The organism is Streptomyces sp. NBC_00425, from assembly GCF_036030735.1.
Classification (GTDB): domain Bacteria; phylum Actinomycetota; class Actinomycetes; order Streptomycetales; family Streptomycetaceae; genus Streptomyces.
Genome location: NZ_CP107928.1, coordinates 6,633,273 through 6,658,515, shown reverse-complemented (window position 1 = coordinate 6,658,515; position 25,243 = coordinate 6,633,273). Strand labels below are relative to the sequence as shown.

Genomic DNA, 25,243 nt, shown 5'->3' with positions numbered 1-25,243 from the left:
CACCGACGGCGCGGAGTCACCGGCGGCCGATCAACGCGACAGGTCATGCCACCGTAGCGGCGGCGGCGCTGTTGCGGAGAAAGACCGCGAAGGCCTGGGCGGCGGGGGTGAGGGCGTGGTCGCTCATGCGGACGAGGAGGATGCGGCGCACCGGGCCGGCGGGCTGCAGCGGCAGGATGCTGACACCGGCTCGGATGCCTTCCAGAGCAAGGGTGGGGGCGAGGGCGACGCCGATGCCGGCGGCGACCATGGCCTGGGCCTCCTGGTAGTCGTGGGCCTCGTAGGCGATCTGCGGCTCGAAGCCGGCTGCGTGGCAGCTCCGGGCGAGGGCCTCGGCCACCGGGTGGTGGTCGGCGCGGGTGATCCATGGATCGTTCGCGAAGTCCGCGAGGGCGGCCGAAGGGCGGTCGGCCAGGGGGTGGCCCTGGCCGACGAGGAGGGCCGGGGGGTCGTCGGCCAGTGTGGTGACGGCGATGTCCTCGCGGTCGATGCGGTTCCAGTCGTAGTCCCACATCAGGGACATTTCGATCTCCCGGTTCTCCAGCATCGCCCACAGGCCCGCGATGCGGGCGCTGCGCACGGTCAGCCGTACGTCCGGATGCGCTTCCCGGAAGGCGATCACAGCCCGCGGGAGGAGGGAGGCGCCGACGGTGGGGAAGGTTCCGACCCGGAGGGTGCCCGCGCGCAGTCCCGCGAAGTCGGCCAGCTCGTTCTCCGCGGCCGTCAGTTCGCGCTCGATCCGCTCTCCCCGTTCGGCCAGCGCGCGGCCCGCATCGGTGAGCGTGACGCCCCGAGCATGGCGCTCCAGCAGGGGCTGCCCGGCTTCTGCTTCCAGGCGGCTGACCTGCTGGGACACCGCTGACGGAGTGTAGTTGAGGGCTCGTGCGGTCGCGGTGACAGAGCCCCGGCGGGCGACCTCGGTGAAGAGCAGGATGCGCCGGACGTCGAGCATCATGTCACCTCCAGCATTAACTTCACCTTAATACCCATGCAGATTTCCGAGATTGTACTTCACGCTTCGCGCGCTCACTGTGGATCGCACCCCACACGGAAGTGCCGTCGGGGTTTCCACGAGGAGACCGTTGTGTTGCGTCTGCAGGGCGAGATGATCCGCGGAGGAACCAGCAAGTGCTGGATCTTCGACCACCATGACGTGGTGGCGACCGGCGTGGACGCCGACACCCTGCTGCTGGCCGCCTACAACGCCGCCGACCCTCGCCAGATCGACGGTGTCGGCGGTGCCTCCTCCACCACCTCCAAGGCGGCGATCGTCCGGACCTCGACGAAACCGGGCATCGACGTCGAGTACGCCTTCGCGCAGGTCGGCATCGGCGACGAGCGCGTGGAATGGGCCAGCAACTGCGGCAACTGCGCGACCGCCGTCGCCCTGTACGCCGTCCACAACGGCCTGGTGCCGATCACGTCGGACTCCACCACGGTGCGGATGCTCAATGTCAACACCCGGGCCCGCCTCACCGGCACCATCCCCACTCCCGGGCGGACGGCCTTCGACGAGGGCACGGCCGCGGTGCCCGGCACCGCCGCGCTCGGGGTTCCGGTCCTGCTCGGTTTCGAGGACCCGGCGGGTTCGACCACGGGCCGCACCCTGCCGACCGGCCACGCCGTGGACACCCTGACCGGCCCGGTTGGCGGGATCGAGGTGTCTCTGGTCGACGCCGGCGCCCCGGCCGCGCTGTTCGAGGCCAAGGCCTTCGGCCTGCAGGGCACCGAGTCCCTGGCCGAGTTCGCCGCGGCAGTGCCCACGCTCACCATGCTGCGCCGTCAGGCCGCCCTTGCCATGGGCCTGGCCAAGGAGAACGATCCCGTCAGCCACGCCGTGCCGAAGGTCGGCGTCGTCGCCCGCCCCGCGGCCTACCGCACCACCGACGGCACCCCGGTCGGACCGGACGAGTACGACCTGGCCGTCCGGATGGTCTCGATGCACGCCCCCCACCCGGCGATCGGTCTCACCTCGGCCGTCGCGCTGGCCACCGCAGCCGCTACCCCCGGCACCCTCGCCCACCGCGTCGCCCGGCAGACCGCCGACGGCACGCTGCGACTGGGCACCCCGGCCGGTGTCATCACCGCCCGAGCCGTCCCCGCAGCGGAGGGTGCGTCCCCCACGGTGCTGCTGCACCGCGCCGCCCGCCGCATCGCCCGAGCCGAACTCCTCGTTCCCGTCCTGGAAGGACGCCCCGCATGAGCCGCAACGACGCCGCCCCGGGCACCGTCACCGCTCCACCCGGCCGCATCCGCCGACTGCTGTCCCTGCTCTACGTCCAGTGCCTCATCGGTGTCTTCGCCGGAGCAGCCGTCGGCTGGCTGTGGCCGTCGTTCGGAGCCGACCTGAAACCCTTGGGCGACGGCTTCATCGCGCTCGTACGCATGATGATCGCGCCGGTCATCTTCTGTACCGTCGTCCATGGCATCGCCTCCATGGGCAACGCGCGTGCAGTGGGCCGCGTCAGTCTCAAGGCCCTGATCTACTTCGAGGTGCTGACGACCGTCGCCATGGTGATCGGCCTGGTCGTCGTCAACCTCGTCCAGCCCGGCGTCGGACTGCACGTCGAGGTCTCCACCCTCTCCACCGAGGGCCTGCCGCCGGAGGCGACCCAGAGCCACGAGAGCGTCGCCGCGTTCGTCCTCTCCACGATTCCGGACACCCTCATCAGCGCGTTGACCGGCCACGAGATCCTGCCGGTGCTGCTGATCTCGGTCCTGTTCGGCTTCGGGCTGAACGCCGCCGGCGAGGCGGGTGCGGGGATCACCCAGGGCATCGAGAAGCTGTCCAAGGTCCTCTTCACGCTCATCCGCTGGATCATGCGGCTGGCCCCGATCGGCGCTTTCGGCTCCATGGCCTTCACCATCGGCAACTACGGCCTGGACACCCTGCGGCACCTTTTCCTGCTGGTCGGCTCCTTCTGGCTCACTGCCCTGTTCTTCGTCCTGGTCGTCCTCGGGACGGTCATGCGCTTCAACGGCCTGCGTCTGCTGCCCTTCCTCCGCTACATCAAGGAAGAGCTGCTGATCGTTCTGGGTACCTCGTCCTCCGAGCCGGTGCTGCCGCGCATGATGGCCAAACTGCAGCACGCCGGAGCCTCCAAACCGGTCGTGGGCATCACGCTGCCCGCCGGATACTCCTTCAACCTCGACGGCACCGCGATCTACCTGACCATGGGCTCGGTCTTCCTCGCCCAGGCCCTCGGCATCGACCTCAGCCTCACCCAGCAACTGTCGATGCTCGCCGTCATGCTGCTCACCTCCAAGGGCGCCGCCGGGGTCACCGGCTCCGGCTTCATCGCCCTGGCCGCCACCCTCAGCGCCGTTCCGCACGTCCCCGTCGCCGCCCTGGCGCTCATCTTCGGCGTCGACCGCTTCATGTCCGAGGCCCGTGCCCTGACCAGCGTGGTCGGCAACGGCGTCGCCACCCTGGCGGTAGCCAAGTGGGAGGGGGAACTGGATGCGGACCGCGCCAGGGCCGTCCTGCGCGGCGAGATTCCGTACACCTCCGGCCCCGAGGCCGATCACACCGCCGCGCCGTACACCGATCCCGCGCCGGGTGAGAGGGCCGGGGACGCCGACGTCAAGGAAGCGGCCGGAACGGACCGTGTCCCCGTGCCGGCCGTCGGCTGACGTACCCACACAACCGGTCCGGAGTTCGGGCTCCGGACCGGCTCTTCTCCTGATCAGGAACACGGCACTCATGGCACCACCTCAGGTCGCTGCAGGGGGTGGGTAGCCGGTGCCGAGGCAGGATGCTCCTGTCCTCCGCGAAATTCGGGGGTTCTGGAGTCATCGCCGAACTGAAGGTGCAGGTCGGCGGGTTGGTGGCTGGTGACGCGGTTGGTTTCGCCTGGAGACGCAATTTCGGGAATCCCCTGCGCTGGCCTGGGCTTGCTCCGTGTGGTCCTTCAAGTGCGTCCTCGCGCGCGAGCTGGACGATCCCGGCTTCCACCGCCGCCCGCTTCCCGCACGCCGCCGAAGTCGTCGTCGACTGGCCCCACCGCCACCTCACGGCCACGAGGTCGACGCCCGCACCGCGATCTGCGTCCTCACCCACGACCCGAAATTCGACATCCCCCTCCTGAGCCCGGCGCTGGGTCACCCCGTCGCCCACGTCGGCGCGATGAGGTCCCGTCGCACGCACGAGGACCGCAACCAGCGACTGCGGGAGGCCGGCGTCACCGCGGGGCGACTCAGCCACCTCAACTCCCCGATCGGACTGGACCTCGGCGCCCGCACTCCCGAGGAAACAGCCATCTCCATCACAGCCGAGATCATCGCCCACACCCACCACGGCACCGGCCGGTCCCTGTCCAACGGCACGGGCCCCATCCACCCGGCTAGTGGCCGCCACGCAGTAACAAACTGCTCGGGTCAGGAGGTGAGGCCTGCGTCGCGGGCCACGAGGGCGGCTTGGACGCGGTTGGTGACCTCCAGCGCGGTCAGGATGCGGCTCACGTGAGCCTTGACGGTGCTCTCGCGCATGGCGAGACGGGTGGCGATGTCGGCGTTGGTGTCGCCCTTGGCGAGCAGGGCGAGTACGTCGCGTTCGCGGGGGGTGAGCCGCTCCAACCGGGCCTGAGCCGCGGTGACCTGGGGCTGGTGGGTGGCGTGGTAGCGGTCGATGAGGCGGCGGGCCGCGGTGGGGTGGAGCATGGCCGAGCCGGCGGCCACCAGGTGGACGGCGCGCAGTATTTCGGCGGGGTCGGTGTCCTTGAGGAGGAACCCGTCGGCTCCGGCGGCGAGGGCCTCGTAGACGTATTCGTCGAGGTCGAAGGTGGTCAAGGTGATCACCTTCGGGGGGTAGGGCAGGGCTCGCAGGCGGGCGGTGGCGGTGATGCCGTCCATGCGGGGCATGCGGACGTCGACGAGGGCGACGTCGATGCGGTGGGCGGTGGCCTGCTCGATGGCCTGGAGGCCGTCGGTGGCCTGGGCGACCACTTCGATGCCCTGGTCGCCGTTGAGGAGGTCGGCGAGGCCGAGGCGGACCAGGGCATCGTCGTCGACGATCATGGCACGGATCATGTGGGGGTGCCGTTCTGCTCGATGCCGAGGGGGTGGGAGATGCGGGCGGCCACGCGCCACGCGCCCGCGCCGGCCGGTCCGGCGTTCAGGTGGCCGCCGAGGGCGGTGACGCGTTCGCGCAGACCGACGAGTCCGTAGCCGCTGCCGACGGTGTCCGTGCGGGAAGTGCCAGGAGGGTTGGTGACCTCGACGAGGGTGGCCGGCGGTCGGTAGTCGATGCGTACGGTCACCGGAGCACCGTCGGCGTGCTTGCGGGCGTTGGTCAGTGCTTCCCGCACGACGCGGTGCACGGCCAGGCGGTGGGTGGTGGGAGCCTGTTCGGGAAGGCCGTCGATGGTCAGCTCGACGTGCTGGCCGGCGGCGCGGGCCTCGTCGGCCAGTTCCCCTACGTCCCTCATCACCGGCGTGAGCGCGGCGCCGGCCGGCGTGGCGTCGGGGTCGCGCAGCACACCGAGAACGTCGCGCAGATCGGTGAGGGCTTCGACGGACGCCGTGCGCAGCAGACCGAGTCGTTCGACGACCGGTGCGGGCAGCATGTCGCCCTTGGTGGCCAGCACGCCGGTGTGCAGCGCGATCAGGCTCAGGCGATGGGCCAGGACGTCGTGCATCTCGGCGGCGATACGGGACCGTTCCGCGATGCGGGCCGCTTCCTCGCGCAGCTGCGACTCGATGCGCAGGTGCTCGACGTCGGCTGCCAGTGCCCGGACCAGGCGGCGCCTGCCACCCAGCCACAGCCCGACGAGCACGGCCAGCACTGGTAGGAGCAGCGTGGACGCGTAGGACTGCGCCGTCCACAGGGAGGTGGCCCGGTAGCTGAGCAGGTTGGCGCCCAGGGCGGCGACGGCGCATCCCACCGCCACCCGCGCTCGGCGATCCACGGACAGGTCGAACAGGGTGACAGCCAGCAGTGGCAGCAACGGCCATCCCCACCACGCCGTGGCCACGGTCACCAACAGCGGCGCGACCGGCCAGCGCAGCCGGGGTACGAGCAGGGCCGTTCCGCACACCAGCGCCGCGGTGACGACGGGGGCCAGGTAGTGCCCTTCGAACGACATGTCGTTCAGCGCGGCGGCCAGTACGCACAACGCCACGAGTGCGCCACGCCCGTAGGCCGCCCATCTGCGGCCTTCTCTGCTGCTCACCTGGCCCATGCTAGGCAGACCGGTGCGCCGTTCCGTCCGGCGATCGGCGATGTTCACCCCCTACTTTCGTAGGGGTACGCCGTCGCAGAACGGAGGATCCGATGACGGTCGCGGCTTTCTAGCGTCGATTCCATGAACGACTGCACCACCTCCCACGACCGTGTCCTGGCGCAGCGCAATGCCGAAGGCTGGATGTTCCTGATCGAAGCAGCCCGTGATCTGCGCACCACGGGTGCCATAGCCCCCAGCGGAAAGGCCCTGGCCCGCGCTCTGACGGATCCCGTACGGGCTCAGGCACCCCGCCCGCTGGCGGTCCTGGAGGCCGGTGCCGGCACCGGCGCGGTCACCCGCACCCTGATACCCGAACTGCCCCGAGCCAGCCGCCTGGACATCGTCGAGGCGAACCCGCGTTTCGCCGCGCGACTGCGCCGTCTCGTCACCACGCATCCGGACCTGGCTGCCAGGCCCGCGCAGGTGAACGTGCATCAGACCTACGTAGAGCAGCTCGACAGCGACCAGCGGTACGACGTGATCGTCTCCGGGCTGCCGCTGACCAACTTCCCGCCCGTGCAGGTCGGGCGGATCATGGCCCTCTACATGGAACTGCTCCACCCAGGCGGCACGCTGACCTACTTCGCCTACCTCGGCACCCGCAAGGCGCGTGCCCTGACGGCATCGCGAGCCGAAGCCCGCCGCCACGCCGCCGTCGACGAGATCATGGCCGCCTACCAGCACACCTACGCCACGGGCCGCTGGACGGTATGGGCCAACCTTCCCCCCGCCTACGTCTGGCATCTGCAACGCCCCCTTGTCTCCGCGCACCAGGACCAGCTCGAGCCGCAGACAGACCGGGCAAGTCGGTGAACGCGCTCTCCGACATCCTCGGCCATATCTCGCCGGTCGCGGCGTACGCGGTGGTGGCAACCGCGGTCCTGGCTGAGTCGATCCTTCTCGTCGGCGCTTTCATCCCCACGCTCACCCTGCTCCTGACAGCCGGCGCGCTGGCCCGCACCGGCCACATCAGCCTCCCCCTCGTGATCGCTGCCGCGGCCGGAGCCGTGGTGGTGGGTGACTTCCTGGCCCATCGAACCGGCAGACTCCTCGGTGAACAGCTGCGCGGAGGCCGCATAGGGGGTCGGATACCGTGTGCCGCCTGGCACCAGGCCGAGACGCTGATGACGCGCCACGGCGGCCGAGCGGTCTTCCTGGCCCGCTTCCTGCCGGTGGTGCGCACCCTCGCCCCGCACTCCGCGGGCGTCACCCGCCTGCCCTACCGCCGCATCGCCCCGTACAGCGTCGTCGCCGCCTGTGTGTGGGCCACCGCGGAAGCAGGTGTCGGATACGCTGCCGCGACCTCTCTCCAGCGCGTCCTCACCCTGGGCGGCCCTGCCCTCGCCCTCGTCGCTCTGATGGTGATCGGCACGCTGCTGTGGCGAAGAAAGCGCCGCCCGTCTCCTCCGACCCAGGAACCGGTGTCCGAGCCCGCCACGACGGCCACCGGCCACGTTCAGGCGGGTCTGACGAGGCCAGTGTCGTAGGCGAAGATCACGGCCTGGATCCGGTCCCGGAGAAGTACGCCGGTCGGCGACGCCCTGGCCGGCGGGAGACCGGCCGGACCCCGAGCCGAACCGGCCGACATCATCGGACCAGACCTCAGCGCCCACGTCACGGTAGTAACCCGGCGTGCTGTTTCGTTCCGGCGTCACGAAGCCATGGGCGGCGCGGGGCGACGGCGGCACCCCGCTCGAGCAACTCATCGAACAGACCGGGCCGTTTAAAGCCGCGCGCAGCGGATTCAGTCCGTTGAGCGACAGTTGACGCTCCGACACCTCACGAGAAACGTTTCCGCAGGTCAGGATCCTGCACAGGTGGGGCGGGTGGGACTCGAACCCACGGCCGACGGATTATGAGTCCATTGGGGATCTTGGCGGCCCTTGCCGATCAATGCCGATTCACGCCGTTCTTGCAGGTCAGACGTGCTAAAGGGGATGGAACCCTCGCACAGCGGAGTGCCTTACCGACGCGTTGGTGCTCCACCCCTGTACCGGGGTGGAGCACCAACCCTGACGTCACGAGGACGAGGCGAATCCGTCCACCGGACTGCGCAGGACCTGGGCGCAGCCCGTCGATCGGGTCAGCCGAGGACGTAGCTCTCGTCGCCGAAGTCAGCGACGATCTTCAGCTTGCCGCCGAGCGCCTTGACGTAGGCGGCGAGGGTGTCGACCTCGCTGCGCTCCAACTGACCCTTCTCGATGCGTGAGACGCGGGCCTGGGTAACCCCCATGGCTTCGGCGACCTGAACCTGTTCGGTGTGCTGCCGCTTCCGCAACTCGGCGAGGCGGTGCACACGGGAGGCCAGGACCATCGCCTGCGCCCCCTTGTGGATCTGGTCCTTCTCGGCATCGGTGAAGGCGAAACCCTCGGTCAGGTCTCCCCAGGAGACAGCCTGCGGGCCCTTGAGGTGATCAGTCATCGTGCCCCGTCCTCTCCATCGATTCGCTTCAGATGCTCCGCGTACGCCTGCTCCGCCTGGGGCACCGCGACGCGGTACCAGCCGGACCAGTTGCCCGCCTTGTCACCACCGACCAGGATCACTGCCTGGCGGTCCGGGTCGAACACGAACAACAACCGCACTTCCGTGGCCCCCGCCGAGCCCGGGCGCAGCTCCTTGAGGTTCGACAGCGCCGAGCCCTTGATCGTGTCCACGAGAGGCCGGCCCAGCGCGGGGCCTTCCTCCTGGAGGGCGGAGACAGCCTGGCCGACCTGAATCAGGGTGTCGCGGTCAGTACGGCGCAGGCCGTGAAGCCACGAAAGAGCAGGCTCGACCACGATGATCTTCGACCAAGCCAAGGTGTGGCCGACGCCGAACGACGACAGCCACACCAGGCGGGAGACCTGCGCCTCCTCGGCCGCACCGACCACCGCCGCCAAGGGCGGGTTCGCGACGCGATCCCGAATTGCTCCACCACGAGCCTGTTCGGCGCTGTGAGCGTGCGACAGACGCGGGCCCGTGGATCGGACAGCCGGTGTGACGATCAGCCTGTCTCGTCCCTGACCTCGTCGGCAGGACCGGTCGATCGGGTACGGCGCGCGGTCATCACACCGGCGGCCGCCGCGGTGGCGGCCAGGAGCAAGGTTGCTACGCCAAGCGCGTGTTCGGCTGCGGTGCGAGGGCCGCCGGTTGTGTCGAGGTAGAGCCCGCCGATGAGGGCGACTCCGAGGGTTCCGCCGAGTTGTTGGACCGCGTTGAGCAGTCCCGCCGCGGATCCGGTCTCCTGTGGTCCGACGGCTCCCAGCGCGGTGGTGAAGAACGGTGGCGTGAACAGCCCGGAGCCCAGCCCTGCCAACGCGAGGGCGAACGGGAGGGCTGTCGGGTAGGCATCGGGGGCAGCGGCGCGGTAGGCCAGCGCGGCGGCGGCCAGCCCGCCGGCGAAGGTTGCGATGCCGGCGTGCATGACGCGGGCGCCGTACCGGGGGACGAGGTGGCTTCCGGCGGCCCAGGAAGCGACGGCCAGTCCTGTGGACCAGGGCAACAGGCTGAGTCCGGCGGTGAGCGGCCCGTCATCGAGGCCGAGTTCGAGGTGGAGGACGACGGTGATCATTACGCCGTTCATCACGGCGAAGAACAGAGTGGACGTGGCCAGTGCCGCGGGAAAGGAGCGGCCGCGCAGCAGGGCGGGTTCGACCAACGGGGCTTTGCCACGGCGGGCGGTTCGGCGCTGCTGGGCGACGAACACCGTCAGGACGGCGGCGCCGGCCGCGGCGGTCGCCCACGCTGCGGGTCCGGGGCGTCCGGTGGCGAGCGGGCACACCAGCAGGGCGGTTCCGAGCATGGCCAGTGCGGTGCCGGCCGGGTCGAGGCGGGGCCGGACGGGGGCGCGGTCTTCGCGCAGCCGGGGTGTGGCGGCCAGGACGGCAGCGGCGAGAGGAAGGTTGACGAGAAAGACGGCGCGCCAGGAGGCGCCGAGCAAGTCGGCGTGGGTGAGGACGCCGCCGAGCGCGGGGCCGGCAACGGCAGACAGCCCCATGACGGGACCGATCATGCCGAGGGCCTTGGACAGTTCGGTGCCGGTGAACATCGCGCGGATCAGCCCGAACGTCTGCGGGATGATTGCGGCCGCGGCGGTCCCTTGCAGGGCGCGCAGGATGATGAGAGCAGTGGTGGTGGGAGCGAGCGCGCACGCCAGGGAGGTGACGGCGAATGCGATGACCCCGGCGTGAAAGACGCGCTTCCGGCCGTGAATGTCGCCAAGGCGTGCGCCGGTGAGCAGGCCGAGGGCGAAGGCGAGGGTGTAGGAGGCGCTGAACCACGGGATGGTAGCGCCCGCCCCGCCGAGGTCGGTATGTATGACAGGGGCAGCGACCTGGACGATCGTGGCGTCGAGCAGGTTCATAGCCTCGGCGGCAAGGAGCGCGGCGAGTGCGATCCAGCGCCACCCGCATGGCGCGGGCGCGTCAGTAGAGGCGGGGGTACCCGATGCGGCAGGAACGGTGGCGGGTGTGCCGGTGGTGCGGGACATGCGGTCTCCCCAGGGATACGGGTCGCGGCGGGCAGGTGACCACCGTGCCCGCCCACTCGCAACAGCTTCCATTTCTTCGTGATCGATAGGTGATTTCTTCCATCCAGATCGGATAATTTGCTGAATATGCTTGTGCTGGATGATCTGGATCGAGGTCTGATCCATGCCCTGCAGGTGGACGCACGGGCGCCGTTCACTCTCATCGCCGAGGTCCTCGGCTCCTCGACTCAAACCGTCGTCCGTCGTTACCGTCGCCTGTACGCACAGGCCGGGCTGCGGGTGGTGACGCTGCCGACACCGCGCAGCGCGGGCGCGCACCAGTGGTTCGTGCGGCTGACGGCCGCGACGCGCAGCGCGCACGACATCGCAGTGGCGCTCGCGCGCCGGCCGGACACCTCGTGGGTGCGGCTGACGTCCGGCGGAACGGAGATCGTGGCGATCATCCACACAGCACCGTCGGGTCCGGACGCGCACGCTCTGCTGCTGCGCGACATCCCGCGTACCGCCGGGATCACCTCGGTCTCCGCGCACTACCTGTTGCACACCTATCTCGGCGGGCCGACCGCATGGCGGGGACGGGTGAACGTCCTGGACGAGGAGCAGCAGGCTCGGCTACGCGCCGAACGGGAAGCAACCGGCGTCAGCGGGCGCGCCGCGCAACCTGGGGAAGAGCCGTACCAGCTGACCGGCGCGGACCGGGTCCTACTGGACGCGTTGCGCGAGGACGCTCGGATCAGCTACGCAGAACTGGCGGCGGTGACCCGTACGACGGCGTCGACGGTGGCCCGCAGGCTCGCCGAACTGCGGACGCGCAGAGCATTGTTCTTCGACGTGGACGTGGATCCGGCGCTGGTCGGCGTCACAGTGTCGGCGCTGTTGTGGATGCAGGTCGCGCCCGCGCAGTTGGAGACGGTGGCGACCGCCCTGGCGGGTCACGAGGAACTGGCGCTGGTCGCGGCGACGACGGGGCCGACGAATGTGGTCGCGCAGGCGTTGTGCCAGGACGCAGAGGCGCTCCACGCATACCTCACGCGGCGCGTGGCATTGGAGGCGGTGGCACGCATTGAAACGGCCCCGGTACTGCGCACATACAAGGCGGCGGTGGCTTTGCGGAGACCCTGATCCCCGCCCCGCTCCGGTGGTCGCCCGGATGGTCGGCTACGACGACCGCAAACCCACGCCGAAGAGTTGCACGAGGCCGGCGGGCCGCGTCGCTTCGTCCTCTTCCGGCTCCAGACCTGGCCGGGCACGGCTTGAGGACTCACCCGTCTGCGGTGCCTCAGACAGACGATCGGCTCACCAACCGCTGACGTCCGTATCCGCGGAGCGGGAAAGGCATCTCAAAAACTGCGGCCGTTGAGACCTTCGTACGACCCGGCCGCCAGCTCCCCGCGCCAACGACTTCGGGGAAGAGGCCGATGACGACCCCCGCAGGGCCGTTTCCTCTTCGGGTAGTTCCCGAGCCCCCGGACCGCGAACCAGACGTACCGGCACCCGTGACAACACCGTTCGGCCCCCCGCGCGGGCATAGCTCGCAGTCGCCCTGGTATTCGATGGTCGCGATCTCGTCGGCTCCGCGCGTAGGCGGGACAGCTCCGCGTTTTATTGCCGGATCACCAACAGACCACGCGAGGGAAGTGCGCTGGATGTCGGGGCTGTCGATTTGTTCATGTCGCTCCCAAGGCGCGTGGGCAGCGTGTTCCCAGCCCTGTCGCGACGTGCCCGACAGGCCGTCCGGTGGTCCGGGCTTCGCCTTGATCGCCCAGTGGGCCCCGGCACTCCGATCCGGTTCAGAAGGGGTAGTGCGCTTGCTGCGTGGCGATGGTCACCCAGCGGGTGTTCGAGAACGCTTCGACCCCCCAACGGCCGCCGAAGCGCCCGTACCCGGAGGCCTTCGCTCCGCCGAACGGGGCTTGCGGTTCGTCGGCCACCGTCTGGTCGTTGATGTGCACGATGCCCGTCCGGATCCGGCGCGCCACCGTCAGTCCGTGGGTGGCGTTCTCCGTGATGATGCCGCAGGTCAGGCCGTTGTCGGTGTCGTTGGCGAGGGCCACCGCGGTGTCGTCGTCGGAGAAGGTCTCGATCACGCAGACCGGGCCGAACGCCTCGGTGTGGTACAGGTCCGCGCCCTTCGGGACAGCGGTGAGGACGGTCGCGGGGTGGACCGCGCCGTCCGGTTCACCGCCGCCGAGCAGGACCTTCGCGCCCTTGGCCACGGCGTCCGCGACCAGGCCGGCCACCCGCCGGGCGGCCTGTGAGCTCACCAGCGGGCCCACGACCGTGTACGGCTCCCCGGGGTCACCGGCCGCCAGCGAACCCGCCTTCGCGGTGAACTTCTGGATGAACTCCTCGGCCAGGGACTCGTGGACGAGGATGCGGTCGCCCGACATGCAGATCTGTCCGGCGTTCATGAACACGCTGAACGTCACGGCGTCCACGGCGTAGTCCACGTCCGCGTCGTCGAGGACGAGCACCGCGTTCTTGCCGCCCAACTCCAGTACGGCGGGCTTGAGGTGACGAGCCGCCAGCTCTCCGACGATCCGCCCGACGGCGGTGGAGCCGGTGAAGTTCACCGCCCGCACCCGCTCGTCGGCGATCAGCGTCTCGGCGATCTCGGCGGCGTCCTCACGGGCGTTGGTGATGACGTTGAGCACGCCGTCCGGCAGCCCGGCCTCCCGCAGCACGTCGGCGACCAGCAGGCCACAGGCGATCGGCGCGTCCTCGCTCGCCTTGACGACGACCGTGTTGCCCGCGGCCAGCGGCGCCGCCACGGCGCGCACGCCCAAGATGACCGGCGCGTTCCAGGGCGCGAACGCCGCGACCACGCCCAGCGGTTCGCGTATCGCCAGGCCCAGCGCGCCCTGCTCCTGCGCGCTGAGCACCTCACCGCGCGGGGCGGTGATCGCGGCTGCCGCCTCGCGCAGGATGTTCGCCGCCAGCATCACGTTGAAGAACGCCCATGGACGTGTGCCGCCCGCCTCCTGCGCCATCAGGTCGGCGACCTGTGCGCCGCGCCCGTCCAGCAGGTCGGCGGCCTTGAGGAAGATCGCCCGACGGGCGAAGGGGGCCAGCGCGGCCCATGCCTCGAAGGCCGCGTCGGCCGCGTCCACGGCACGGGCGACGTCCTCGGGACCGGCGGCGGCGACGGTGGCGTACACCTCCCCGGTGAAGGGGTTGATGTCGTCGGTGGTCCGGCCGGAGGCGGCGGGCACGTCTTCGCCGGCGATGTACAGGTCTCGGGTGATGGTCATGAGGTCGTTCTCCTTGCTACGTAGCGTCGTTGATACGTGGTGGCACGTGATCAGTTGGGTCAGGACGGTTGAGCCACGGCCTGGTCGGTCAGTTCGGAGGCGCCCGCCTCGACACGGTCGGCGGCCCGGACCATGCCGGCCGCTTCCTCCTCCGGCAGGTCCCAGGCCGCGATGCGCCGTACTCCCTCGGGCCCGAGCTCGACGGGCACGGTGAGGCTGGTGCCGTGCACGCCGTACTCGCCGTCCAGCACGACGGAGGCGGGGACGAGCGTCCCGGAGCCGGTGGCGATCGCCTCGATGAGACGGGCGGTGCCCAGACCGGTGGTCCAGGTGGAGGTGCGGCCCGAGTCGAGGGCCACGTGCTTGGAGTACCAGGTGTCCACGTACTCCTCGGCGGCCACGCGCTGCTCGTCGGTGAGGACGACGGGTTCCCCGCCGATCCTGACCCGGCTGTACAGCGGGACCTGGCCCTCGCCGTGCTCGCCGAGCATCCAGGCGTCGACGTCCTTCGGCGGCACGCCGAGCGCGAACGCGATGCCGGTGCGCAGCCGGAGGCTGTCGTTGAGGGTGTAGCCGATCAGCCGCTCGCGCGGCAGCCAGTCCTGCCGGTGCACCCAGGTCAGCAGCGGGTCGACGGGGTTGGTGAGCAGGAGCACCAGCCCGCCGAAGTCCGCTCCCGCCTCCCGCAGGGGACGCAGGCACTCGCTCACGATCCGCGCGTTGTCGGCGAGGAAGACGGAACGGGAGGAGTTCAGCCGCAGCGGGACGGCGGCGCTCAGCACGACCACGTCCGCGTCGAGCGCGTCCTCGGGGGTGCCGCCCCGCACGGTGTCGGCGGTGGCGCCGAGGCCGAGGGCGTTCTCCAGGTCCATGGTGTGGCTGGTGATCATGTTCGGCCGGGTGTCGACGAGCACGATCTCGTACGTCCCCTGCGCGGAGAGCAGGTTGAACGCTGCGGAGGAGCCGATGCCGCCGGCGCCTCCGATGATGACGACCTTCACGGGTCTGTGCCTTCCGTTCAGCGGGTCATGAGGAGTAGTGGGCGTCGGCCTCGACGGCGACCTCGAGCACGAGCGGCTCACGCCGGTCCGCCAGGGTCGGCAGGACCTCGTCCAGGACGGACAGCAACGCGGTGTGGTCCTCGACCCGTTCGGCCGGGCAGCCCAGGCCCTTGGCCAGGGTCGACACGCTCAGCTCGGTGAAGGCGGGCCAGGCCGGGGCGGCGGAGCCCTCGCGCTCGGAGAGGCGGTCCATGATCGCGTAGCGGCCGTTGGCGAGGACGACGAACAGGACGCCGATGCCGTAGTGGGCGGCGCTCCACAGGGCCTGGATCGAGTAGAGGGAGGAGCCGTCGCCGAGGACGGCCACGACGGGCCGGTCCGGGGCGCCGTGCCGGACGCCGATCGCGGCCGGCATGGCGAAGCCCAGTCCGCCCATGGCCGCGCTGAGGAAGCCGAGCGGCGCCCGGGCGGGCAGCAGCCGGTGCAGGTCCGGGCGGCTGGAGGGGGTCTCCTCGACCACCACGGCCGTCGGGTCGAGCCGCTCGGCGAGGGCGGCCAGGACATGAGCGGCACGCAGGGGCTCACCGGGGAGAGGCGGCTGGGGTGCGGTCGGCCGGTTCGGCGCCGAGGAACGCGGGATGGCGGGCACCAGCGGGGCCAACCGACGTACGGTGTCGGCCGGTTCGGCGAGCAGCACCAGCTCCGCCGGGCTGCGGTGGGCCTCCTCCGGGTCGTTGGTGATGACGGCGACCCGGGTGCCCGGCTCGGTGAACTCGCCGGGGGCGTAGGTGTATTGGCGGAACGCGGCGGCTCCGACGGTGAGGACCGTGTCGTACGGCGCGAGCGCTTCGCGCAGTGCGGGGCGCACCGCGGGCAGGTGGCCGGCGAAGAGACGGTGGTCCTGGGGGAAGCCGGCGCGGGCGCCGAACGGCTCCTGGTAGACCGGGCAGTCCAGACGCTCGGCCAGCGTGACGAGCGCCTGCCAGCCGTCCGCCGTGTCGTTGCCCGCGCCCGCCACCAGACAGGGCGAGTCGGCGGCCGTCAGCAGCGCGGCGAGGGCGGCCACGGCGTCGTCGGAGGCCGTACGACCGCCTCGTACCGCGAGCGGTCCGCGCGGCGCGGCCTGGGCGACGTCCTCCTCGGCCTCGGCGAACCAGTCGTCCATCGGGACGACGACGACCGCCGGACCACGGCCTTCCTGGGCCTCGTGCCAGGCGCGGGCGACGGCACCGGGGACGTCCTGCGGACGGGCCGGCGTGTGCTGCCACACGGGGTACTCTCCGGCGAGTCCGTCCAACCGTCCGGCCAGGAACGGCTCGTGGGGCAGATGCCGGCGGTCCTGCTGGCCCACGATGACCACCAGGGGCGCGCGGTTGGCGCGGGCGGTGGCCAGGGCGCTGACCGCGTTGCCGTATCCGGCGGTGGTGTGCAGCAGTACGAGCGCGGGGCGACCGGTGGCCAGGGACCTGCCGGAGGCCATCCCTACGACCGAGCCCTCGTGCAGGCCGAGCACGAAGGAGATGTCGGCGGGCAGGTCGGCGAGGAAGCCGACCTCGGTGGAGCCCGGGTTGCTGAAGAGGGTGGTGAGGTCGTACTGGCGCAGGACGTCGAAGGTCTGTTCCTTGACGGTCCTGGGGTGGGCGGCCGTGGTCATCGCGGGTCCCCTTTCTGGCAGGACTGGACGCTAAGCCGCCCAACCCTGGGGGACCACGGGCACGTTCACTATGCGAAACGTGCCGTACGTGAGTCGGTCGCCGGGTCGGCGGACGAGTCAGTCGACCCCGGGCAGGATCGCTCCGGTGGACAGCTCTCCGCGCAGCCGGCCGGTGATGAGGCGGGCGGTGTCGAGGACGGCCTCGATCTGTGGCGGGCCGGGCTGTTCGACGGTGAAGGCGATCGACACGGCGGCGACGGCGTGGCCGGGCGCCGACACGACCGGCGCCGAGATCGTCCCGAGGCCGCGCACGACCTCGTTTCGTGTGGTGGCGTAGCCGCAGGCGCGGGCCCGGCTGATCTCCGGTCGCTCACCGAGCAGTTGCGGCTCGGCGGACAGCATGGCGACGCCCGGGGAGCCCAGGGTCAGCGGATGCCGGTCGCCGGGGCTGTAGACGGTGCGCGAGCGGGTGCTCTCGACCTCGACGGAGACCAGCGTCACCGCTTCTTCGCCGTCCCGGACGACGAAGAAGGAGGTCAGGCCCACCCGCGCGGCCAGCTTGGCGATCTCCGGTTTGGCGATGCGCTGGAGCATGGGCAGGGTGCGCCGGCCCAGTGACTGGGCGCGGGTGCCGATGACGTACCCGTGGGTGGTGTGCGCGACCAGGTGGTGGTCCTGGAGGGTGCGCAGCAGCCGGTAGACGATCGAGCGGTGCAGCCCCATCTGCTGGCTCAGTTCGGCCAGCGTCAGCGGTACGTCCGACAGCGCGATCACTTCCAGGAGCCTGAGCCCCCGGTCCAGGGTCTGGACGGGGGGCCGGCCCGGCGGCGGGGAGTCTTCGGCAGGCCGGGTCATGGCTCGGGGATCTCGTCGTCCAGCGACGGGAACAGCGCCGGGAACGCGGTCTCGGCGGGGCTGCCCTCCCGGACCACGGGCCGGCGGGCTTCGCGACGGTGAACGAGATAGGTGGCGTCGGCGCGCGCGTAGTGCCCGGCCGGGTCGTAGGCGTTCTTCGCGAGGTCGATCTCGTCGAGGTCGATGTCGGCGTACACCAGTGCCTCCTCACCCTCGTCGACGTCCTTGGTGAGGCTACGCCCGTCAGGGCCGAAGATCCGGGAGCAGCCGCCGCCGGCCGTGAGCAGGCGGCGCTGCTCGGGGGTGGACGCGAAGACGTCGATGCCGGCCGGGGAGATGACCTGGGTGGCCATCAGGACGAAGGCGCTGCCCTCGATGGCGTACACCTGGCTCGCGGCGGTGTTGGCCTCGGCGCTGAGCTGGAAGGCTAGGTCGCGGTAGAGACCGAAACACGGCCAACTGGCGATGTGCACCTGCTCGTTCTGCGCGTACAGGGCGTACTTGCTGAGCGGCTGGACGTGCTCGGCGCAGTTCAGGGCGCCGAGCCGGCCGAGCGCGCTGTCGACGACCTTGAGGTCGCTGCCGTCGCCCTCGCCGAACAGGCTGCGCTCGACATGGGTCGGCTTGAGCTTGCGGCGGTGCAGGAGCACGCTGCCGTCGGCGGCGATCACGGTCTGGGTGATGTAGAGGCTGCCGTGGTCCTTCTCGCTGTATCCGAGCGCGACGGTGATGCCGTGCTGTCGGGCGGCGCGGCGGATCGTGGTCATCCCGTCGCCGTCGGGGGCGAGCGAGGCGGCGTGGTAGCGGCCGACGTAGGGGACCTGGTCGGCGACCGCGCCCAGCCACAGGAAGTGCGGGTAGCCGGGGATCCATACTTCGGGGAAGGCGATGAGCGAGGCCCCGCCCCGGGCCGCTTCCGCGATCAGGTCGACGGTCTTGGCGACCCCGGCCTCCGCGTCGAGCCAGGCGGGCTCGGCCTGGACGGCCGCGGCCTTGAAGCGGCGAGTGGTCTCTGTCATGTCCGATCGTCTCCTTCTCTTCATGCTCCCGCTTCCAGGAGCTTTTCGACCAGCAGGCCGAGGCCCAGGAGCCGTCGGTCGGTGTTCCAGGGCGCGTCGAGCGCCACACCCACCGGGAGTCCCGGGCCCGCCGACCGGACGGGCACGGTGAGGCCGGGAAGAGCGGCGACGCTGCCGGGTCCCGTGTTGCGGATGTACGTGGGGAAGGTCGGACGCGCGTCGCCGTCCAGCCGTACCCGCTCGGTGTCGGTGTCGATCCGTCCGGCGGGCAGGGGGGTGGTGGGGAAGAGCACGGCGTGTGCTCCGGTTTCGCGGAAGATCCGCCGGTAGCCGTCCACCAGGACACGGTCGCGGACCTCGAGGGCGGCCCGGTACGCCGACTCGGTGACCGCCTGCGGGAACACGACCCGCTCCATCGTCGTGCGTACGTCGGGGTGGGTGATCCGGGCCAGGAGTTCCGCCGGTTCCGTGCCGCCCGTCGCCACGCTCAGGTACCCGGGGAGCTGCCTGGCGGCCTCGTGGAGGGTGATGGGGAATCCGGCCAGTTCCTCGGCCGTCTCGACCTCGGGCAGCCGCACCGGCACGAGCCGGACCCCGGCGGTCCTCAGGACGGCCAGGGAGTGCTCCCACACCTCGGCGGTACGCGGGTGCAGCGGCTCGGTGAAGTGGTGTGCGGGGACGGCGAGCACGACCTCGCGCGGGTCGGGTGCCTCGGCCGGGCCCCGGTCGGCGGCGAGGACGGTGTCCAGCAGGACGAGGTCGGCGACGGTCGCGGCCATGGGGCCGATGGTGTCGCGCGTCCGCGACAGCGGCGTCACGCCCCCCGTGGGGTAACGGCCCGTGGTCGGTCGAAGACCGGCGATGCCGGTGAGCGCGGCCGGAACGCGGACCGAGCCGCCGGTGTCGGTGCCAAGACCTGCCGGGGCCAGACCGGCGGCGACGGCCGTGGCGGTGCCGCCGCTGCTTCCGCCCGCGAAGCGGTCGGGGTCGGCCGGATTGCGGGCGGGGCCGTACGGGCCACCCGTGGTGGTGGCTCCCAGGGCCAGCTCGTGCATGTTGGTCTTGCCGAGCACGATCGCGCCCGCCGCACGCAGCCGGGTGATCGCCTGCGCGTCACGGTCAGGGACGAATCCGGCGAGCGCCTCGCACCCCGCGGTGTTGGGGAGTCCGGCGACGTGGATGTTGTCCTTGACGGCGATCGGCAGCCCGTGCAGCGGGCCCCGACCGGGGCGGCGGTCCGCTGCCGCGGCCTCGGCGAGAGCGCGGTCGGCGTCGAGGGTGACGAAGGCCCCCAGGTCGCCGGCCCGCTCCGCGCGCGCGAGGAGTTCCTCGGTGAGCGAGACGCTGGTGAGCGTCCCCGTGGCAAGCCTGGAGAGGGCGGTCTGCATGGGCGGACGATAAGGTCCTGTCCGCCGCTCATGAACATGGCTGTTTCGCAATGCGAGACTCCAGATGCGTTGGTCGGCGCCGTCCGGGACTGAGCCGGACCGGCACACGAGCGTCCACCGCGCCGAGAACGACCTCGGTGCGGTGGGAGACCGGGATCGCCCGGTCGGTCGTCGTCAAGCACCTCTCGCGAGGTGGCGGCGTGCCCGAACCGGCGTGGGGCTGCGGTACGCCGGTCTCACGGTCCGCAAGGCCGGGAGGCCGCGAGACCGGGAGGCCGCGAGGCCCGCCAAGCCGCGACACCGCGAGTCCGCAAAGCCGCCAGGCCGCCAAGCCGCCAGGCCCCGAAGCCACCAGGCCCCGAAGCCGTCAGAGCGCGTCGCATGCCGCCTCGACGCGCAGATCCGGGTACGAGCGCCCGGCGCGCAGGCGGTAGCGGCCCTGGACCGTGTGCCAGGCGTCCAGCTCCGCGTGCCAGATCTGCGCGGCCCTGCGAGGCACCGGTATCTCCACCACGGTCGTCCTTCCGGGGGCGGCCTGGGCGGTGGCGAAACCGGCGAGCCGGCGTCGAGGGCGCTCGGCCGCGTCGGCGGTGGCCGTGTCCGCCGGTTCCAGATACACCTGGACGACCTCACGGCCCGGGCGCCCACCGGTGTTGCGTACCTTCACGCGCAGTGTGCCCAGCTCGTGGGCGCCGGGTGGCGCGGGCGTGAACGCGGCCTCCTCGTACGCCCAGTCCGTGTATCCCAGGCCGTGGCCGAACCAGTAGGCGGGCGGGGTGTCCTGGCAGGCCCAGGCCCGGTAGCCGATGAAGACGTCCTCGTCGTAGGTGAGGAGGCCGTCGACGGGCTCGGTGTCCAGGACCGGGCAGTCGGTCATGGCCGCGGGCCAGGTGGTGGGGAGCCTTCCGCCGGGTTCCTCGGCGCCGAGCAGGACATCGGCGAGGGCGTGCCCGGCCTCCTGCCCCGGGAACCAGCCGAGCAGGACGGCGGCGACCTCGTCGCGCCACGGCATCTCCACCGGGGAGCCGGTGTTGACGACCACGACGGTGCGCGGGTTGGCCTCGGCCACCCGGCGGACGAGTTCGTCCTGGTGGCCCGGCAGCTTCAGGCTCGCGCGGTCGAAGCCCTCGCTCTCCGTCTCCTCCGTGGTGGCCACCACGATCACCGCGACGTCACTGGCCGCGGCGACCGCGACGGCCTCCTCGATGAGTTCCTCGTCCGTGGCGGTCGGCGGGCGGTGCCCCAGGCCGAAGGCGAGAGCCGCGATGTTGTCGTCCATGCCCTTGGTGAACGGGACGAAGCGAAAGGCGACCTCGACGGTCTCGGCCGCCGTCAGCTCAACGGTGAAGCGCCGCTCGGACGGGTCGGTGAAGGCGAGGAAGGGGTCGTCGGAGTCGGGGACGCAGACGTCCTCGGCCAGCCGGTGACCGGCGACGTCGAGGGTGTAGCTGCCGAACCCCGTGACGCCGAAGGTGTGGGTTCCGCTCCGGTCGGGGGTGAAGCTGCCGGTGATGTCCACGGAGTGGAGCTGCCGTGCGGTCACCCCGGTGGGCAGGCTGCCCACCGTCATCACCTGGCCGTCGGGCTGGGGCAGTTCGGCGAGGACGTTGCCGTCCTCGTCCCGGTAGCGGGAGCGCAGGGTGAAGTACTCGGCGGCCGGGGCGAGGCGGGTACGCGGGTCGGCGCCCTGTGCGTGGACCAGTTCGACGGCCGGCGGAAGAGCGCGGCGCAGACCGGCCAGCGGGCTGACGACGTGCTCGGGGAAGACGGTGGCGCTGCCGCCGCCCATGACTCGGGCGTGGCGGGCGGTGTCGCCGATGAGGGCGACCCTGCGCAGCGCGTCCCGGTTCAGGGGAAGCACCGCACCGCCGTCGGGAGCGGGGGCGTTCTTGAGCAGGACGAAGGAGCGGCGGGCGATCTCGCGCGCCAGAGCCCTGCCGTCGATCTCCTCGGCCCCTGACGTGCCGGCGGGCGGGGCGCCGTCGAGGGCGCCTACACGTGCGGCCAGCCGCAGGACGCGACGTACCGCCGCGTCGAGTGTCCGCTCGGCGACGCGGCCGTCGCGCACGGCGTCGGCGAGAGCGGCGCCGTAGACGGTCTTCGGGCCCGGCATCGCGATGTCCAGGCCGCCCTCGGCGGCGCGTACCGTGTCGCGGGCGGCCATCCAGTCCGAGACGATCACGCCGTCGAAGCCCCACTCCCCGCGCAGGACCTCGTTCTGGAGGCGGTGGTTCTCGGTCATGGTGGCGCCGTTGACACCGTTGTAGGCGGACATGACACCCCAGGGCCCGGCGTGGGTGACGATGTGCTCGAAGGGGGCGAGGTACAGCTCGCGCAGCGCCCGTTCGCCCACTCGCGCGTCGAGGGTGAACCGCTCGGTCTCGCTGTCGTTGGCGACGAAGTGCTTGACGGTCGTACCGACACCGCCGTCCTGCACACCGCGCACGTATCCGGCGCCGATGACCCCGGTGAGCAGGGGATCCTCCGAGAAGCACTCGAAGTGACGGCCGCCCAGCGGAGTGCGGTGCAGGTTGACCGTGGGCGCGAGCAGTACGTCGACGCCCTTGCGGCGGGCCTCGTGCGCGAGCAACCGGCCGGCCCGGTGCGCGAGTTCGGGGTCCCAGGTGGCGGCGAGGGCGGTCGGACTGGGCAACGCGACCGAGGGGTCGTCCGGGGACCACCGGGTTCCCCGCACTCCGATGGGTCCGTCGGACATGACCACGGACCGCAGGCCGACGGCGGGCACGGCGGGCAACGACCACATGTCCTGGCCCGCGATCAGCCGGGCCTTGGTGTCGAGGTCCATACGGGCCAGAGCGCCCTCGACCACCCATGCGCGCAGTTCGTCATCGTCCGCCGCGGTCGCCGCGGTCGCCGGGATCGTGTCCCGGCGGCTGTGATCCGCCCGCGGGGTCGTCCCGTTCACGGTGTGGCTCGTCACCGGGGTGCCGTCGGTCATGGCCGGTGCTCCTTCGTTCGGGTCGGCGGTGGCGGGGCGTCCAGGTGCGCCCCGCCCCCGTTCGGGCCCGCGGCCGGTGCGGTTGGCGCGCCCACCACGGGCAGGAGAAGGCGTCGACACACGGACGGCCCCCACCGGCCCGCGTGTCGACACCGTGATGTCCGGGGACGCTCAGCGCGCTCCTCGCACCGGCCGGACGGCCAGGGCGCCGAGCACCGCGAAGCCCGCGGCGGCCAGGAACAGGGCGGTGTAGTTCTGCCCTGCCCCGAAGGCCAGGAAGACCGGCGCGATCGCCGGGGCGACGGACTGCGGAAGCGCGTTGGCGATGTTGAACACGCCCAGGTCCCTGGCCACGTTGGTCTTGTCCGGCAGGACGTCGAGCACGAGCGCGAGGTCGACCGACATGTGGACGCCGATACCGAGACCCACGACGGCCACCCCGGCCAGCAGCAGGGTCATGCTGTGCGCGACGGCGACGGTGGGCAGACCGATCGCGGCGATGACACCCGCGAGCCCGACGAAGAGCTTGCGCCGGCCGAGCTTGTCCGACAGCCAGCCGCCACCACCGGAACCGGCCAGGATGCCGACGACCATCACCGACAGGACGACCCCGACCTGACCACCGACGTCGTCCGGCGTGTAGCCGAACCGGTCGATCAGCAGGAAGGCCTGGTACGTCATGAGGGTCGCCCAGCCGAGTACGAGGAGGAAGCGGCTCAGCCAGGCCCAGGCGTAGCTCGGCTGCGCGACCGGGTTGACCCAGAAACTGGCGAGGAACTCCTTGACCCCGTACGGCGTGGACGGCTTCTCGGTGCGCACCCTGTCCCGCAGCACCACCAGCAGCGGCACGACGGCCAGCAGGCCGAACAGGGCCGGTACGCCGAACATCAGCGTCATGTTCCCGGCGACGAGGTCCACCACGTAGGCGGCGACGCCGAGCGCCAGGAACTGGCACAGTCCGAGCAGGCCGGAGAACTTGCCGCGCTGGTCCTCGGGCACCTGGTCCGGAACCACTGCCACGATGCCGGCCAGCGCGGTGTTGTAGGACAGCTGGACCAGCGAGCACCCCACGATGAGCATGCCCATGTTGGGCGCGTAGACGATGACCGCGGTGCCCAGGGTGCCGCCCACCATGCCGCCGAGGATGAACGGCCGGCGCATGCCGAAGCGCGACATGCACCGGTCCGACAGCTTCCCGGCCCACGGGTTGCCGATGAGGGCGAACAACGCGCCCACGCCGCTGACGACACCGATCACCGAGGTGGCGTCGTCGGGGTACAGACGCAACACCTTGAGCTGCAGGGTCACCACGGCCGGTGCGAGGACCGCCAGCCAGATACCGAAGTAGGCGAGTGCGTAGAGCGAGATAAATCCGGCGCCGACGCGGGCGGTGACGGCCGGGGTGGCCGTACCGGCGGAGGCGGGAGGAGCGTCGGTGGTGCTTTCGGACATGGGGATCTCCCAGAGCGCGGAAGAGAGCGGAAGAAAGCGAGCGAGAGGGTCACAAGAGACGCGGAAGGGAGCTGGGACTCGTTCCCCCGGGGCCCGGGCGGACGGCTTCGCCGCGCCGGTGGGACCGCACTCTACAATCGCTACCTATCGGTCGGTAGGTTTTCGTTCCATGATTTTTTCCGCCGCACTAGAGTGAGCCGGGTGGCGGACGACAACAGCGCGAGAACAGGCGAGAGCGCGAGGACCGGCGGCAGGGCGAGTACGTACGCACGGGGCGACGCGGCCAAGCGGCGGATCCTCGACATCGCGACGGAGGAGTTCGCCGCCCGAGGCTACTGGGGCGCGTCCCTCCAGGACATCGCCGGCCGGACGGGCATGTCCAAGCCCGGCCTGCTCCACCACTTCCCCAGCAAGCAGGCACTGCTCGCGGCCGTACTGGCCGAGCGGGATCTGCGCGACCGGTACGGCATGGGGGTGGACGACATCTTCACCCTGCGCGGCCTGCAGGTGCTCGACATGCTGGACCGGCTCGTGGTGCGCAACGCCGAGCGTTCCGGGCTCGTACAGCTCTCCCACGTCCTGGCCGCCGAATCGGCGGGCGGCGACCACCCCGCGGCCGAGCACGGCAGACGGCACTTCACGGAGGCGCGGACGCTGGTGCGTACGGCCCTGGAGGCGGGCATCGCCGACGGTGAGCTGCGCGGGGACCTCGACTGCGGCCTGCTGGCCACGCAGATCGTCGCTGTCATGGAGGGCCTGGAGAACCAGTGGCTGGCCGATCCCGGCCAGGTCGACCTGGTGGGCGTGTTCCACGCGTACACCAGGGACCTGCGCGAACGGATCCGCGCGACGCCCTGACCAGCGCGGGCACCGACCCCAGGCGTCCCGCCCGTCCGGTTACGGACGTGCAGCAACTCCTCTACGCCCCCTGCGTACAGCCGATGTTTCATTAGGGTCACCGACGGCCCACCCGT

20 protein-coding genes and 1 pseudogene are annotated in these 25,243 nt (G+C 71.2%); 7 read left to right on the top strand and 14 right to left on the bottom strand.

The window, feature by feature from the left end; all coding sequences use genetic code 11:
- Positions 1–43: 43 nt before the first annotated feature.
- Complete coding sequence (locus tag OHS82_RS29145) at positions 44–952, bottom strand: LysR family transcriptional regulator (protein ID WP_328436122.1); 909 nt, start codon at positions 950–952, stop codon at positions 44–46.
- Positions 953–1,084: 132 nt separating this feature from the next.
- Here OHS82_RS29145 and OHS82_RS29140 point away from each other — a divergent pair, with 132 nt between their 5' ends.
- The 3 genes and pseudogenes from OHS82_RS29140 to OHS82_RS29130 form a co-directional block, all read left to right on the top strand.
- Positions 1,085–2,203 carry a PrpF domain-containing protein gene (locus tag OHS82_RS29140; RefSeq protein ID WP_328434895.1) on the top strand — a complete coding sequence of 373 codons (1,119 nt, stop codon included), beginning with the start codon at positions 1,085–1,087 and terminating at the stop codon, positions 2,201–2,203.
- On the top strand, positions 2,200–3,633 hold the full coding sequence (dctA, locus tag OHS82_RS29135; RefSeq protein WP_057574818.1) for a C4-dicarboxylate transporter DctA: 1,434 nt from the start codon (positions 2,200–2,202) through the stop codon (positions 3,631–3,633). Before OHS82_RS29140 ends, dctA begins: the two co-directional genes overlap by 4 nt.
- A 317-nt stretch (positions 3,634–3,950) precedes the next feature.
- Positions 3,951–4,465 (top strand): annotated as a pseudogene (locus OHS82_RS29130) (XdhC family protein); the annotation flags it as partial.
- On the opposite strand, the gene OHS82_RS29125 reads toward OHS82_RS29130, so the two are convergent.
- The gene (locus OHS82_RS29125) at positions 4,378–5,028 is read right to left on the bottom strand and encodes a response regulator transcription factor (RefSeq protein WP_328434894.1); all 651 of its coding nucleotides are present in this window, start codon (positions 5,026–5,028) and stop codon (positions 4,378–4,380) included. The pseudogene OHS82_RS29130 and the gene OHS82_RS29125 sit on opposite strands and share 88 nt — an antisense overlap.
- The gene (locus OHS82_RS29120; protein ID WP_328436121.1) at positions 5,025–6,179 is read right to left on the bottom strand and encodes a sensor histidine kinase; all 1,155 of its coding nucleotides are present in this window, start codon (positions 6,177–6,179) and stop codon (positions 5,025–5,027) included. Before OHS82_RS29120 ends, OHS82_RS29125 begins: the two co-directional genes overlap by 4 nt.
- Positions 6,180–6,302: 123 nt before the next feature.
- Here OHS82_RS29120 and OHS82_RS29115 point away from each other — a divergent pair, with 123 nt between their 5' ends.
- Together OHS82_RS29115 and OHS82_RS29110 are read left to right on the top strand one after the other, a co-directional pair.
- Positions 6,303–7,034, top strand: coding sequence for a class I SAM-dependent methyltransferase (locus OHS82_RS29115; RefSeq protein WP_057574815.1), 732 nt, complete (start codon positions 6,303–6,305; stop codon positions 7,032–7,034).
- Positions 7,031–7,708 carry a DedA family protein gene (locus OHS82_RS29110; protein ID WP_328434893.1) on the top strand — a complete coding sequence of 226 codons (678 nt, stop codon included), beginning with the start codon at positions 7,031–7,033 and terminating at the stop codon, positions 7,706–7,708. Before OHS82_RS29115 ends, OHS82_RS29110 begins: the two co-directional genes overlap by 4 nt.
- A 596-nt stretch (positions 7,709–8,304) precedes the next feature.
- Here OHS82_RS29110 and OHS82_RS29105 read toward each other — a convergent pair.
- From OHS82_RS29105 to OHS82_RS29095, 3 genes are all read right to left on the bottom strand, one after another.
- Entirely contained in the window at positions 8,305–8,643 is a 339-nt protein-coding gene (locus OHS82_RS29105; protein ID WP_328434892.1) for an XRE family transcriptional regulator, read from the bottom strand.
- Entirely contained in the window at positions 8,640–9,020 is a 381-nt protein-coding gene (locus tag OHS82_RS29100; protein WP_370444064.1) for a type II toxin-antitoxin system RelE/ParE family toxin, read from the bottom strand. The genes OHS82_RS29105 and OHS82_RS29100 overlap by 4 nt, the downstream gene beginning before the upstream one ends.
- Positions 9,021–9,205: 185 nt before the next feature.
- Positions 9,206–10,855 carry an MFS transporter gene (locus OHS82_RS29095; RefSeq protein ID WP_328434891.1) on the bottom strand — a complete coding sequence of 550 codons (1,650 nt, stop codon included), beginning with the start codon at positions 10,853–10,855 and terminating at the stop codon, positions 9,206–9,208.
- Between OHS82_RS29095 and OHS82_RS29090 the strand changes: the two genes are divergently transcribed.
- Entirely contained in the window at positions 10,817–11,812 is a 996-nt protein-coding gene (locus tag OHS82_RS29090; protein WP_057574812.1) for an Lrp/AsnC family transcriptional regulator, read from the top strand. The two genes, OHS82_RS29095 and OHS82_RS29090, sit on opposite strands and share 39 nt — an antisense overlap.
- A 668-nt stretch (positions 11,813–12,480) precedes the next feature.
- Here OHS82_RS29090 and OHS82_RS29085 read toward each other — a convergent pair.
- From OHS82_RS29085 to OHS82_RS29050, 8 genes are all read right to left on the bottom strand, one after another.
- The gene (locus tag OHS82_RS29085; RefSeq protein ID WP_328434890.1) at positions 12,481–13,941 is read right to left on the bottom strand and encodes an aldehyde dehydrogenase family protein; all 1,461 of its coding nucleotides are present in this window, start codon (positions 13,939–13,941) and stop codon (positions 12,481–12,483) included.
- Positions 13,942–14,000: 59 nt separating this feature from the next.
- Positions 14,001–14,942: a malate dehydrogenase gene (locus OHS82_RS29080; protein ID WP_328434889.1), complete on the bottom strand. Its 942-nt coding sequence runs from the start codon at positions 14,940–14,942 to the stop codon at positions 14,001–14,003.
- 25 nt (positions 14,943–14,967) lie between these two features.
- Positions 14,968–16,596, bottom strand: a complete 1,629-nt coding sequence (locus OHS82_RS29075) for a thiamine pyrophosphate-dependent enzyme (RefSeq protein WP_328434888.1) — start codon at positions 16,594–16,596, stop codon at positions 14,968–14,970.
- A gap of 117 nt (positions 16,597–16,713) precedes the next feature.
- Entirely contained in the window at positions 16,714–17,451 is a 738-nt protein-coding gene (locus tag OHS82_RS29070) for an IclR family transcriptional regulator (RefSeq protein WP_057574808.1), read from the bottom strand.
- The gene (locus OHS82_RS29065; protein WP_057574807.1) at positions 17,448–18,470 is read right to left on the bottom strand and encodes a carbon-nitrogen hydrolase family protein; all 1,023 of its coding nucleotides are present in this window, start codon (positions 18,468–18,470) and stop codon (positions 17,448–17,450) included. Before OHS82_RS29065 ends, OHS82_RS29070 begins: the two co-directional genes overlap by 4 nt.
- A gap of 20 nt (positions 18,471–18,490) precedes the next feature.
- Complete coding sequence (locus OHS82_RS29060) at positions 18,491–19,858, bottom strand: amidase family protein (protein ID WP_328434887.1); 1,368 nt, start codon at positions 19,856–19,858, stop codon at positions 18,491–18,493.
- 367 nt (positions 19,859–20,225) lie between these two features.
- Entirely contained in the window at positions 20,226–22,817 is a 2,592-nt protein-coding gene (locus OHS82_RS29055) for a beta-glucosidase H (protein WP_443061807.1), read from the bottom strand.
- 171 nt (positions 22,818–22,988) lie between these two features.
- Positions 22,989–24,269 carry an MFS transporter gene (locus OHS82_RS29050; protein WP_328434886.1) on the bottom strand — a complete coding sequence of 427 codons (1,281 nt, stop codon included), beginning with the start codon at positions 24,267–24,269 and terminating at the stop codon, positions 22,989–22,991.
- Positions 24,270–24,470: 201 nt separating this feature from the next.
- On the opposite strand from OHS82_RS29050, the gene OHS82_RS29045 reads away from it, so the two are divergent.
- Complete coding sequence (locus OHS82_RS29045; RefSeq protein ID WP_328434885.1) at positions 24,471–25,127, top strand: helix-turn-helix domain-containing protein; 657 nt, start codon at positions 24,471–24,473, stop codon at positions 25,125–25,127.
- Positions 25,128–25,243 lie beyond the last annotated feature (116 nt).

Coding starts and splice junctions, on each gene's coding strand:
- OHS82_RS29145 (WP_328436122.1), bottom strand. CDS start 952: ATGCTCGACGTCCGGCGCATCCTGCTCTTCACCGAGGTCGCCCGCCGG.
- dctA (WP_057574818.1), top strand. CDS start 2,200: ATGAGCCGCAACGACGCCGCCCCGGGCACCGTCACCGCTCCACCCGGC.
- OHS82_RS29125 (WP_328434894.1), bottom strand. CDS start 5,028: ATGATCCGTGCCATGATCGTCGACGACGATGCCCTGGTCCGCCTCGGC.
- OHS82_RS29120 (WP_328436121.1), bottom strand. CDS start 6,179: ATGGGCCAGGTGAGCAGCAGAGAAGGCCGCAGATGGGCGGCCTACGGG.
- OHS82_RS29115 (WP_057574815.1), top strand. CDS start 6,303: ATGAACGACTGCACCACCTCCCACGACCGTGTCCTGGCGCAGCGCAAT.
- OHS82_RS29105 (WP_328434892.1), bottom strand. CDS start 8,643: ATGACTGATCACCTCAAGGGCCCGCAGGCTGTCTCCTGGGGAGACCTG.
- OHS82_RS29090 (WP_057574812.1), top strand. CDS start 10,817: ATGCTTGTGCTGGATGATCTGGATCGAGGTCTGATCCATGCCCTGCAG.
- OHS82_RS29095 (WP_328434891.1), bottom strand. CDS start 10,855: ATGGATCAGACCTCGATCCAGATCATCCAGCACAAGCATATTCAGCAA.
- OHS82_RS29085 (WP_328434890.1), bottom strand. CDS start 13,941: ATGACCATCACCCGAGACCTGTACATCGCCGGCGAAGACGTGCCCGCC.
- OHS82_RS29075 (WP_328434888.1), bottom strand. CDS start 16,596: ATGACCACGGCCGCCCACCCCAGGACCGTCAAGGAACAGACCTTCGAC.
- OHS82_RS29070 (WP_057574808.1), bottom strand. CDS start 17,451: ATGACCCGGCCTGCCGAAGACTCCCCGCCGCCGGGCCGGCCCCCCGTC.
- OHS82_RS29065 (WP_057574807.1), bottom strand. CDS start 18,470: ATGACAGAGACCACTCGCCGCTTCAAGGCCGCGGCCGTCCAGGCCGAG.
- OHS82_RS29060 (WP_328434887.1), bottom strand. CDS start 19,858: ATGCAGACCGCCCTCTCCAGGCTTGCCACGGGGACGCTCACCAGCGTC.
- OHS82_RS29055 (WP_443061807.1), bottom strand. CDS start 22,817: ATGACCGACGGCACCCCGGTGACGAGCCACACCGTGAACGGGACGACC.
- OHS82_RS29050 (WP_328434886.1), bottom strand. CDS start 24,269: ATGTCCGAAAGCACCACCGACGCTCCTCCCGCCTCCGCCGGTACGGCC.